This is a genomic window from Clostridium yunnanense, from assembly GCF_016595795.1.
GTDB classification, from domain to species: domain Bacteria; phylum Bacillota; class Clostridia; order Clostridiales; family Clostridiaceae; genus Clostridium_AR; species Clostridium_AR yunnanense.
In genome coordinates, this window is sequence record NZ_JAENHN010000006.1 from 147,651 (window position 1) to 159,682 (window position 12,032).

The window sequence follows — 12,032 nt, forward strand, 5'->3', positions numbered from 1 at the left end:
AAAATTTTATATTTTCCTATACAGTAAAAAAGTCGCTGAAGCTACCTCTTCAGCGACCTTTTTGTCTTCCCAATCTGCCTTTTATCTACTAGAATAACCTAATATTATGTTTACTGAGCATATATTCTTTAAATTCTTCATCGCAATCACACTTACCATCGCAATGAAAACAGTGATTTTTCAGACTAGCCATAATAGACTTTTTAATGTCTTCAGGCTTTTTTATTGTTGAAGCCGTAAGCTTTTCTACAACTTCAATACCTAATAAAGTAGCTAAAGGTATAAACACCATATTTATAGACTCTCTAAAATTCAAGTACAATTCTACTGACCCTACAAATACTATAGCTGAGTACATGCCTACTCTAATTTTTTTCATATCCTTTGATAACTTAAGTGACTTTATTAAATCTTCTGCATTTTTTCTACCAGTAAAACTCATATGTTGATAAAATGACTGTATTCTTATATCCTCCATATTATCCCTCTTTTATTATTTTACTGTAAATGTATGCTTCACTTTAATAAGGAATTCTAAAATTTATCATTTTAACTTATTAGTTACGTCTCTACAAACCCCAAAGACTCCAATTAGTTCTCCAAACATATTATATTCAGGTATCGAATAATCTTCAACGCAATGATACAAACCATTCTTGTCTCTCCATCTAGTTATGATAGGTTTCGAATAATCTGCATTTCCTTCAGCTTTATCGATTAATTCCTTAAGATAATCTGGATGTGCAGTACTAAAAACTAATTCCGGATCGTTATAATAATCTTCTGGAGTATATCCAAGTACTTTTTCAATTGATTTGCTTATGTATTCAAATCCTTTCGGTTCTACTCTAAAATAGTATATTACATCTTTTGAGTTATCCAATATCCTTGTTAATAACTGGTGCCTATGCTCTAGGTCTTTTTCCTTTGTTACGTTTATAATCGAACCGTAATATCCTTTATGTATCCCCTCAACATAATGAGATCTATATAATATATTTATATGTGTAATAATTTTACTCTTAGTCAAAACTGGAATAGATATAGTGTTTTCTCTATCCGCCGCTTCCTTAAATTGTATTAAGACCTTTTGTTCTCCAATAATGTCCGAGAGATTCTTACCAATCAATTCTTCAGCTTTTTGTTCTAATAAGGTCTCAATTCCATTTTCTATATATATAATTCTACTCATTTGGTCTGCCACGAAATAAAACTCTCTCTTAACCATATTGAAATTTATATCAAAAAAATCATCACTAAAAAAAACTTTCATGGAATCCCTCCATAAACATGATTGCTTTATTTATTTTTCATTGGTCTCCCAAAAAAAACTATCAATTAGCTTTTCTGCAATTTTTCTGTAGCCATTTGCCATATCGATTATAGACAGGATATACAACAAAACATCTCCATCTTCATCCTTAACTTCTTTTAACTTTTGCTCTGCTGAAGTCTTTATCTCATCAGAATTATTAGTCTTAATTGACAAGTACTTTTTATATAATGAATCTATATCTACTTGTTCATTATTTTCTATCTTTTCAACTATAGGTTTTAACATATTCTTAATATCATTGATAGCTAGACTTTGCTTTAGATTATAGATTATAATCATAAGAATTACATGATCTCTAGTATACTTCTTTTTCTTTGCTGCCATAAGTAATTTATCTTTAGTATAATTATTTATCATTGTTTTAGTAAGTAATTTATCTTCCACACTTCTTTTGGTTTCAAATAGATTACTTTCAAATAGTGTTATTACTTGATCCATATATAAATCCAAATTAGGTATTTGCTCAGGTTGTATTTCATCGTTAAAGTGTAAATCTTCAAATATTCTTTTAAGATTATCTAAGTCGAATTCTAAATCTTCGTTATTCATATTTTCCTCCCTAGTTTGCAAAAGCAATAAGTAGTTTTAAAAACCACTTATTTTAATATTAATAGAAAACACTAGATAATACAAGAATTTTATAGTTATAATGAATAAATATTGTAATTTTATTTATAATAAATATTGCATAAACAACCCACTATGTCGTATACTGTAATAAAGATAACAAGTAGTTAACTTAACTACTTGACATGATATTTATAGGAGTTGGTGTTATGGTAAAATATATAAGAGAACCTGTTAATAGTTTAACTCATTTTTTTGGTGCTGTAGCCTCTTTAGTCGGATTAGTTTTTATGATCTTGAAAGTAATTGATGCACATGACTCTTTACCTTCAAGACTTGTAGGGGCCATTATCTTTGGACTATCTTTAATTTTTCTATATAGTGCAAGTTCTATATATCATTGGTCAAGGTCGTCTGCAAATAGACTTCTTATACTAAGAAAATTAGATCACGCAATGATTTTTGTACTCATTGCAGGTACTTATACCCCTATATGCCTAGGAGTACTAGACGGATTTTTAAAAATATTCGTTCTATCCACAGTATGGACCTTAGCAATCGCAGGAATTTTTCTAAAGATTTTTTGGTTCGATTGTCCAAGATGGCTATATACCGCATTTTACATAATAATGGGTTGGTTAGCCTTAACCTTCAGCGCACCTTTATATAGAACACTTTTAATGCCTGGTTTTATTTGGCTCGTAATCGGCGGAGTATTGTACACGATTGGCGGAGTAATTTATGCATTAAAATCCCCGAATATATCCTCTAAGTTTGGATTTCATGAATTATTTCATATCTTCGTCTTACTTGGAAGTTTAAGTCACTTTTATCTAATTTATGCTTTTATTTTATAATTTTATTGAGGGCTTCTTAAAATTATTCTGTTGATTTTAAACTATCTTTCGATTATTTTTAGTAAACTTATACCTCAAAAAACTTTCACATACACTTTTAGTACCCTTATATTGTAAAAAAGCTCACTGAATTGACCTTCAGTGAGCTTTTTTACTCATCTGCCTTTCCGAATATATATGAGGAAAATTGGCAGGTAATATGTTTTTTTATTTTATTAATAATGTTCCATCGTTAATCTTCCAAGCATTGTCTTCATATACTAACTCTACATTACAAACATCTGAAACATCTCCATCTACATATTCCACTCTGGCGTTAATCTTATTTGACCCTTGATCACTGCTTATAACCTTAGTAAATGTTTCTCCATTACTTAATCCTTGTCCAAAAAGAACATACTTCTTTCCATCACTCTCTTTAAAAAAGTTTCTTACGTGATTATTAACAAAAGCTTTGGAAAAATACTGATTAAATGCTTTAATTTCATTTTCTACATTTGTACTCTGATCTTTGATAACTGCATAACTCAAGCTATCCATCGTAATGGTTTTGCTACTATCCCCTATTCCCATCAGTTTGCTAATCTCAAAGTTTCTTCCTACTATTAGAGCACTTAAAATCTCATCATCTTTTAAAGACTTTACAATTGTAGTACTATCAACTGGCTTTTTTGCTTCGTTTGAATTAATGCTATTTTTTGTATCCTTATTTTCTTTTGTTGTAACTTGTGAATTGTTATTTGCATTTATTTTTTCTTCTTTAACAGCTATAGGCTTTAAATCCTTATTAAATTTATACCATGTAATTTTTTTATCATCATTTGACTGTGGTATTTCTAAGATACCATCTCCATCAACATCTTGAGCATACTTTTTCAAGCCACTTACTGTACTATTTATAAGTCTTTCAAGCTTACCTTTATTCATTATATAAACGTCAATATTTGAATCTTTAGATGCAGTAGCGTTATCTATTAGTCCATAAGTTTCATCATTTATTTTTCCTACTACTAGCTCACCTGGAAATGCAGTGTTAGAAGGAGCTACACTATCAGTTACATCTTGATATTTGTCTTTTTTATATTGATAAACCTTCACAGGAGATTTTTTCTCTCCCTTACTATTATAAGGAACAATATATATGTCAGGAATCTTGTCATTATCTAAATCACCAAAAGCATATCCGTCTTTATTCATATCCCCAATGGTTGTCCAAGATTTATCTTTAGCAAATTTTTCTTTTATAAAGTTTAACATAAGTTCATCTAATTTACTAAATTCTTTTACATCTCCTCCGGCAGATATAAATTCAACATATTTAGATACTGATTCTGGATACTTCTTTTCAGAGTAAACCTTATTTAATTGATTTAATATATCCTCTTTACTAGCTTTATCGTTATCATTACTCTTACTGCATCCTAATAATGACAAAATACTAATTAGGAATAAAGCTAATGTTAATATTAATTTTTTAGTCATGCTATTCCTCCGTTTTATTATTGTGTTAAAACTTCAATTATTGATCTATTAATAATGTAGAACAATCTTATAACACTTGGTTTCTTAAATAAATATAAGTATGAGTTCACTTAATAGTATTCTTATGTTTTCAACTATAAAATTATAACACAGCAAAACTTTTCATTACATTGCTGTAAAAATTCATTTATGCTCAATTTGGACACTTTTTTATATTTAATTGACATAAGTCTCTTATTTTCATATCCTTATAATAAATACTAATTTTATTTTAGAAAAGAGGGTTGATTATATGGATATTATAAAAAAAGTAATAAAAGAAAACTTAGAAGAAGTAATCAGTATGTGGCATAAGCTTCATGCTACTCCTGAGCTTTCATTTGAGGAATATAAGACACAAGAACTACTTCTTGAGTTCTTGAATTCTATGGGCTATGAGAGCACAAAGATTGCTAAAACTGGATTAGTTGCTGTACTAGGAGATGATACAAAAGCAATTGGCATAAGGACAGATATCGATGCTATAAATGTAGCAGGTCCTCGTCACTCCTGCGGACACGATTTTCATATGTCAACAGTACTAGGCACAGCTCTAGTTTTAAAGAAATTAGGTGTAAAAAAAACAGTTAAGTTCTTATTTCAGCCAGCCGAAGAGGCAATTGGTGGCGCAAAGGTTATGATTGAAGAAGGTGTTCTAAAAAATCCTGAAGTAACTGAAATGATTGGTTTTCATGTATGGCCTAAGGTTCCTGTTGGAACTATTGAAGTTTCACCTGGTCCATCTATGGCTTCAGTTGATGATTTTATCATTACCTTTAAAGGAAAAGGTGGCCATGCAGCAATGCCTTATATTTGTATTAATCCATTATACCCAGCAATGGATTTTATAAATACTATGACAATAAAAACAAAAATAGAAAACAATCCATTAAATCCTCACATTCTTACCTTCACTACTTTGCAATGTGGTACAGTAGGCAATGTTATAGCTGAGGAAGCAGTAGTTAAAGGAACCGTAAGAACCTTTGATATGGCTTTTAAGAAGAAGCTTCAAAATCAAATTTTAGCTGAAGCTCAAGATATAGGTAAAAAGCATAATTGTACAGTATCATCTCATTATAATGTATATTATCCACCTGTTATAAGCGATGAAGCTTTGACAGAAAAATTTACTAAAATCAGCAAAAAAGCCTTAGGTGAAAATAATGTTAAGCCACTGGAAAAAACTTTTACAGCAGAGGACTTCTCTTTCTACTGTGAGAAAGTTCCATCAGTACACTTTAGACTTGGTATATCTGACGGTTCTAAAGGTGAAGCGCCACTACATTCACCTAATTTTGACGGATCATTCGAAGCCTTGTATTATGGCATATATACTCTTGTAAACTATGTTTTAAACGCGTAATCAAATTTTATTTTTTATTGGGGGGAAAAGTTTTGTTAGGTACTTTAGTAAACTTTGGGGCTATTGTCATTGGAGGCATATTGGGATTGCTCCTAAAAGGAGGCATTCCAGAAAGAATAAGCAAAACTATTATGAATGGTCTTGCTTTGTGTGTTTTGTATATAGGTATATCTGGTACCTTAAAAGGAGATAATCCATTGTTAATAATTATATCAATTGCAGTAGGCGCATTGATTGGCGAACTTATTGATATTGATAACTTACTAAGCAAATTCGGGGTATTTATCGAGAAAAAGTTTAACAAAATCACTAATAATTCCCCTATTGCTGAAGGATTCGTAACTTCATCCTTATTATTTTGTGTTGGAGCTATGGCAATAGTTGGTTCTCTTCAAAGTGGTCTTGAGGGTAATCATACTGTATTGTTTAACAAATCCATTTTAGATGGTATTTCATCAATAGTTTTTGCTTCATCACTTGGTATTGGTGTTATATTTTCTGCCTTTGCAGTATTGATATATCAAGGCGCAATAACACTGCTTGCTACGCTGATTCAAGGAATTCTAACAACTACAGTGATAAACAGTATGACAGCAGTTGGAAGTTTGCTTATTATTGGTTTAAGCTTTAATATGCTAGGTATTACTAAAATCAAGGTAGCTAACCTACTTCCTGCCATAATAGTACCTATGATATATTCTTTTTTTGCATAATTAAACATTTTTATTACATCTTAATTAGAAAACACGCTATACAACTTTCTATAGATTCATTTAGAAGGCTATATAGATCAAGATAAATTGCTAAAAAGTCAGCTTACAAGTATCTGTAAGCTGACTTTTTATTACAAATTAAAATGCTTAGCTGCTGTTTCAATTGCTTTAATCTTATACTCTTGTTTTATGGCGCAAGTAATTCTGATCTCAGATGTTGTTATCATCTTAACTTCTATATTTGCATCTGAAAACACCTTGAATAGTCTTGCGGCAACTCCCGTTGTATTTTTCATTCCTAGTCCTACTAACGAAAACTTTGTAATATCTTCATCTATTAGTATATTTTCCTTACTAGAAAAATCAGTTAGTATTGCCATACATTCATTTATTTCATTCTTAGGTATTGTGAAGGATACATTTACTAAATTATCCACTGGAGCAGTCTGAGAAATCATATCTATGTTAATTTTTCTATTTGCAATAGCCTCAAACAAATCTGATAAAATATTTATATTAGAAGATAAGTTTTGTACCGTTACTGATACATCCTCATCACTAGTTGCAAGACCTGTTACTGGTTTACTCTCTAAATTCATATCCTTTACCCCCTTAATTACTGTTCCTTTAATATCACTACAACTGAGTCCTACATATATCGGAATATCATATTTTTGTGCGAGTTCAACACTTCTAGAGTGCATTACCTGAGCACCAAGACTAGCAAGCTCAAGCATCTCTTCATAATCTATAAAATCAAGCTTTTTTGCTTCTTTAAACTTTCTTGGATCGCAGCTATATATACCATCTACATCAGTATATATTTCACATTCGCCCTTAAGCTTTACTGCCAGTGCCACTGCAGAAGTGTCAGAGCCACCTCTTCCAAGGGTTGTAATATCTCCAATTTCATTTACACCTTGAAAACCTGCAACAATAACTATCTTTCCTTCATTTATACTATTTCTTATCTTCTTTACGTCAATATCATCAATTAAAGACTTTCCATAAATACCTGAAGTCTTTATTCCGATTTGATATGCTGTGTAACTTATAGCATCGTACCCTTTACTCTTTAGCGCCATAGCTAAAAGCGAAGCTGATATAATTTCACCTGTAGAAATCAACGCATCCATCTCTCTCTTGTCAGGATTTTTACTAACTGACATTGCAAGATTAATTAAATCATCAGTTGTATCCCCCATAGCTGATACAACTGCAACTACGTTGTTTCCTTCATTTTTCTTCTTGATAAGTGTATCTGCTACTCTTTGTATTTTTTCAGCTGTAGCCACTGAACTTCCACCATATTTCTGTACTACTGTCTTCAACTAGAAGCCCCCTTTTTCCCTTATAATGAAGATTGAAGATACAACCTTCATTAGTAACTTTTTGTAAGCTTAAATAAAAATACTTAAAGCCAACTCACTATATAATGATAAAAAACAAAAAAATAAATGCAGCCAAGGTACACCTTAGCTGCATAAAAATACATAAATATCAAATACGCATCTCGTGTCACCTTGTAGCTCTCCACTTATAAATTTAAGTGACAACTATACATATCTTATACGTATAGCCAGAGAATATATTTGCTGTAGACTCTCTTCGGCTGTTGCTCCTTTCTTCATGAATCATCACTTGCCAGCTACTCATGAGTACTTTTAACATCCAGCACCTCTACCCTAGGTTTCTTTAGATAATATTAAGTTCACTTTATGCTAACATATTATCAAAGACTTTTCAATACCTAAATTAAACATATTAAAATATTTTTCTCATTAAAGATGGTTCTCTGTAATGTATATAAAAAGAATATTTATTCATTATTTATATATCAATTATGATCAGTCTATTAAGTTTTATAGTAAATCCACAAAAGAATAGATTGCATTTTTGGCTTACTCCTATTTATAATAATTATTAATCGATTATGATTACTACTGTACTTTAACAGCTCCAAACATTTAAATAGTTTACAAGGAGATTATATATGAATAATTCTTTTAACCATATAATAAGCGTTGCACCAATGGTCGATAAGACTGATAGACATTTTAGGTACTTTGCTAGATTATTAACTAAAAAGACCTTACTGTATACAGAAATGATTACAGCTCATGCAATAATACATGGAGATAGAAAAAGACTCTTAGATTTTAATCCTATTGAAAACCCCATAGCTCTACAAATAGCAGGATCTAATCCTAATGAGCTATACAAAGCAGTTAAAATTGTAGAAGAATGGAACTATGATGAGATAAACTTAAATGCAGGCTGCCCTTCAGATAGGGTTTCAGGAAATATGATGGGGGCATCACTTATGGCTTATCCTGAGTTAATTGCTGAAATGATTTCTTCAATGAAAAGCGCTACAAAAAAGCCTGTTACAGTAAAACATCGAATAGGAATAAGTAGCTCTAAGGTAACTTCTTCATTTATGCCTTCTGGGTACTTTAATGATTTGGGACATCTTTCAAACTTCATGAGCATAGTAAATAAAGCAACCCCTGCTAGAAATATAGTACATGCTAGAATTGCTATTTTAGAAGGATTAAGCCCTAAGGAAAACAGAGAGGTCCCCCCTCTAGACTATGACATGGTATATAATCTGAAAAAAGAATTTCCAGATTCCAGTATTGAGATAAATGGAGGAATCAAAACCTTGGATGATATACATGAGCATTTAAGACATGTAGATAGTGTTATGATAGGGAGAGAAGCATATTCAAATCCTGCTTTTATGGCTAGATTTGATTCGTTATACGATTCTAATCCCAAGGAACAATTGACAAGACGTGATGTTATCCAAGGTTTCATACCTTACATCCAGAATTTAGAAAGCAAAGGAGAAAATACTCACTTAGCCTTATCACACACAATAGGTCTATTCCAAAATCAACCCGGAAGCTCTTTGTGGAAGAGATTGATTTCAACACCTTCAAAAGGAAATAAGAGCACTCTATTAATAGAGGCTTTAGCTTCTCTACCTAAGGATGTTCTTGATAAAGAAATATAACTTTTTAATTATCAATTTACCTCATAACATATAAATTAATAGTTGAGCTAGAAACTCCATAATATAGGCTCAAACCCTTAAAAACACTATATATTTATATGATTATTTGATTTTATGATTATTTACTTATTTAATTATTTAATTTTGAAAATAGGCTTAAAATCCCTATATAGCTTAAACTTTCAGTGAAGTAAGTTTTATTTTTTATTGTATGTCCATAAAATATTTTTTAACCCTTTGATATACCTAGGTTTAGCTAGTTTGAAGATTTTATAATTTTTTAAACATAAAAAAGAGTTTGAGAAATCTCAAACTCTTTCAATATTTATCTTACTTAGTTTTAGGTGTATATTTGTGGTGAAGTAAATGATGAGCTCTTCCTTCGCCTGGAGTTCCCATGTAAGTTTCATACATCTTTAATAATGCCGCATTTTCATGAGATTTTCTCTTTGCCATACCCTTATCTTGATTGTAAAGTACAGATGCTCTTACTGCCTTTATATCAACAGTTTCTAAAGTAGCTGAATTAACATGAGGTTGTCCCCCACCATTTACACAACCACCTTCACATGCCATAACTTCAATGAAGTGGTATTCTTTTTCTTTCATTTTGTTTGAGTTCATAAATTCGAATAAATTAGCAGCTCCGTTTACTACAGCAATGTTGTAGTTGTTTCCGCCAATTTCAACTGTAGCTTCCTTTATTCCATCTAAGCCTCTTACAATTTCGTAATCAACATTTTCAAGATCTTTCTTTTCAACAAAGTCTTTAGCAGTTCTTAATGCTGCTTCCATAACTCCGCCTGTTGCTCCGAATATAGTACCAGCACCAGTATATTCTCCCATAGCTGGATCAGCTACACCATCTTCAAGTGCTGCGAAGTTCATCTTAACTTCTTTTATCATCTTAGCAATTTCTCTTACAGTTAAAACTGCATCAATCTGTCTAAGTCCGTTGATTTCCATTTCTGGTCTATCTGCTTCAGCTTTCTTTGAAGTACACGGCATAACAGTTACAGTAAACACATTTTTAGGATCTAAGCCTGCTATCTCTGGATAGTATGTTTTAGTTGCTGTACCAAATATTTGTTGTGGCGACTTAGCTGATGAAAGATTTCCAAGCATTTCCGGGAAATAGTTCTCAACTTGTCTAACCCAACCTGGGCAGCATGAAGTAAACATTGGGAATGGACCGTTAGCTTCAATTCTTTGAATTAATTCTGTAGCTTCTTCCATGATAGTCATGTCAGCACCAAAGTTTATATCAAAAATTTTATCAAAGCCTAAGTTTCTTAAAGCTGTATAAGCTTTTCCTGTTACATCTACTCCAAATCCCATATTGAATAATTCACCTAAAGAAGTTCTTACAGATGGAGCCATAGCAACTATAACATGCTTTTCTGGATCAGCTAAAGCTTCTTTAACTCTATCAATGTGAAGTTTTTCTGACAATGCATCTACTGGGCAAGCTATAATACATTGTCCACATAATAAGCAGTTAGTGTCATCAAAGCACTTACCACTTTCATTTCCTATAACCTTTTGTCCATCTTTTTCAACAAACTTTATTGAGCTTGTTCCAGTCTTCTTTTCACATTTAGCAACACATCTACCACAAAGTACACATTTAGTTCTATCAATTACAAGTGAAGCACTTCTATCATCAACGTATTCTGACTTATCAGCCACTACGAATGGTTTAGACGCTTTCGCTTTAGTTTTAATTACTAATTTTAAGAATTCACAGTTTTCCCTTCTCTTACAAGGTCCACATTTGAATTCATGTCTATCAAGCATTGTTGACACTCTTTCTTTTATGTGGTTTTGAACTCTTTCAGAATTAGTAGTTATAACCATTCCATCTTCTACATATGTATTACACGAAGTTGCTAGTTCATCTCTTCCTTCGATTTCAACTACACACACTCCACAGTTACCAACATCGTTACAATCTTTTAAAAAGCAAAGTGTTGATACATCTATTCCGTTATCTCTAGCAAGTTTTAGGATTGTCATATCTTCATTTACTTGTACAGCATTACCGTTTAATATTATATTTTTCATTCTTTCACCTCTGATTAAAATATCATTTGAATAAATGCGACTTTAGTAAGGTTTCCCCTACATCTTGTACTTCTTATAATCAAAATCATAATGTGCATTTATATTTTATCAGATTGTTAAAGAAAATCCTATGTAATATTTTAAATTAAATTTATTTTTTTCTCATAAAAACGTTTACAAACACTCGGTTATAAAAAATTTTTATTTTTATCAAAAAAACCTATAGTTTTTTGATAATTTAATTAGTCTGAAAATTGGAAAATTAACGTAATAGCTTCACTCTGTTAAAGTTTATCAATATTGTCGGAATTGTCAATAAAAAAGTTTGTTATTTTTTTAACCTACTTTATCTCAAATTTAACTTATACTAAGAATTTTTTCAATCTTATTTAAATAAGTAAGTACACCACTAAAAAAATGTACCAGTTCGACCCAAAATTTATTTTTAAAATTCTGCCTTATTCTGAGCATAGAATTTAAAAATATAAATTTTATTACGAAGTGGTACATCCATATACACTACTTCAGTCCTTAAACTCCTAGGATAAATTCTAATTATGAAGTAGTTTATCTATACACATACTAATCC

General features: G+C 31.0%; 10 protein-coding genes and 1 riboswitch. Of the genes, 4 read left to right on the forward strand and 6 right to left on the reverse strand.

From position 1 onward, the window contains the following. Positions 1–88: 88 nt before the first annotated feature. The 3 genes from JHL18_RS01735 to JHL18_RS01745 form a co-directional block, all read right to left on the reverse strand. A complete protein-coding gene (locus JHL18_RS01735) occupies positions 89–478 on the reverse strand; it encodes a hypothetical protein (protein ID WP_200265911.1) in 390 nt (129 codons plus the stop codon). Positions 479–544: 66 nt separating this feature from the next. Then, entirely contained in the window at positions 545–1,273 is a 729-nt protein-coding gene (locus tag JHL18_RS01740) for a PAS domain-containing protein (RefSeq protein WP_200265912.1), read from the reverse strand. Between the two features lie 30 nt (positions 1,274–1,303). Further along, positions 1,304–1,885: a DUF1836 domain-containing protein gene (locus JHL18_RS01745; RefSeq protein ID WP_200265913.1), complete on the reverse strand. Its 582-nt coding sequence runs from the start codon at positions 1,883–1,885 to the stop codon at positions 1,304–1,306. A 227-nt stretch (positions 1,886–2,112) separates the two neighbouring features. On the opposite strand from JHL18_RS01745, the gene trhA reads away from it, so the two are divergent. Beyond that, on the forward strand, positions 2,113–2,760 hold the full coding sequence (trhA, locus tag JHL18_RS01750) for a PAQR family membrane homeostasis protein TrhA (protein WP_200265914.1): 648 nt from the start codon (positions 2,113–2,115) through the stop codon (positions 2,758–2,760). Positions 2,761–2,967: 207 nt separating this feature from the next. Here the strand turns inward: trhA and JHL18_RS01755 are convergent, their stop codons facing one another. Beyond that, complete coding sequence (locus JHL18_RS01755; protein WP_200265915.1) at positions 2,968–4,242, reverse strand: DL-endopeptidase inhibitor IseA family protein; 1,275 nt, start codon at positions 4,240–4,242, stop codon at positions 2,968–2,970. A 292-nt stretch (positions 4,243–4,534) separates the two neighbouring features. Between JHL18_RS01755 and JHL18_RS01760 the strand changes: the two genes are divergently transcribed. Together JHL18_RS01760 and JHL18_RS01765 are read left to right on the forward strand one after the other, a co-directional pair. Next, the gene (locus JHL18_RS01760; RefSeq protein ID WP_200265916.1) at positions 4,535–5,647 is read left to right on the forward strand and encodes a M20 metallopeptidase family protein; all 1,113 of its coding nucleotides are present in this window, start codon (positions 4,535–4,537) and stop codon (positions 5,645–5,647) included. A 32-nt stretch (positions 5,648–5,679) separates the two neighbouring features. Continuing rightward, positions 5,680–6,360: a DUF554 domain-containing protein gene (locus tag JHL18_RS01765; protein WP_200265917.1), complete on the forward strand. Its 681-nt coding sequence runs from the start codon at positions 5,680–5,682 to the stop codon at positions 6,358–6,360. Positions 6,361–6,491: 131 nt separating this feature from the next. Here JHL18_RS01765 and JHL18_RS01770 read toward each other — a convergent pair whose 3' ends face one another. Further along, the gene (locus tag JHL18_RS01770) at positions 6,492–7,691 is read right to left on the reverse strand and encodes an aspartate kinase (RefSeq protein WP_200265918.1); all 1,200 of its coding nucleotides are present in this window, start codon (positions 7,689–7,691) and stop codon (positions 6,492–6,494) included. Between the two features lie 187 nt (positions 7,692–7,878). After that, positions 7,879–8,051, reverse strand: a riboswitch (Lysine riboswitch). A gap of 302 nt (positions 8,052–8,353) precedes the next feature. On the opposite strand from JHL18_RS01770, the gene dusA reads away from it, so the two are divergent. Then, positions 8,354–9,379, forward strand: a complete 1,026-nt coding sequence (dusA, locus tag JHL18_RS01775; RefSeq protein ID WP_200265919.1) for a tRNA dihydrouridine(20/20a) synthase DusA — start codon at positions 8,354–8,356, stop codon at positions 9,377–9,379. Positions 9,380–9,709: 330 nt separating this feature from the next. Here dusA and JHL18_RS01780 read toward each other — a convergent pair whose 3' ends face one another. Then, positions 9,710–11,443 (reverse strand): ferredoxin hydrogenase, encoded by a 1,734-nt coding sequence (locus tag JHL18_RS01780; RefSeq protein ID WP_200265920.1) that lies wholly within the window; start codon positions 11,441–11,443, stop codon positions 9,710–9,712. Between the last annotated feature and the right edge of the window lie 589 nt (positions 11,444–12,032).

Coding starts and splice junctions, on each gene's coding strand:
- JHL18_RS01740 (WP_200265912.1), bottom strand. CDS start 1,273: ATGAAAGTTTTTTTTAGTGATGATTTTTTTGATATAAATTTCAATATG.
- JHL18_RS01755 (WP_200265915.1), bottom strand. CDS start 4,242: ATGACTAAAAAATTAATATTAACATTAGCTTTATTCCTAATTAGTATT.
- JHL18_RS01760 (WP_200265916.1), top strand. CDS start 4,535: ATGGATATTATAAAAAAAGTAATAAAAGAAAACTTAGAAGAAGTAATC.
- JHL18_RS01780 (WP_200265920.1), bottom strand. CDS start 11,443: ATGAAAAATATAATATTAAACGGTAATGCTGTACAAGTAAATGAAGAT.
- JHL18_RS01735 (WP_200265911.1), bottom strand. CDS start 478: ATGGAGGATATAAGAATACAGTCATTTTATCAACATATGAGTTTTACT.
- dusA (WP_200265919.1), top strand. CDS start 8,354: ATGAATAATTCTTTTAACCATATAATAAGCGTTGCACCAATGGTCGAT.
- JHL18_RS01745 (WP_200265913.1), bottom strand. CDS start 1,885: ATGAATAACGAAGATTTAGAATTCGACTTAGATAATCTTAAAAGAATA.
- trhA (WP_200265914.1), top strand. CDS start 2,113: ATGGTAAAATATATAAGAGAACCTGTTAATAGTTTAACTCATTTTTTT.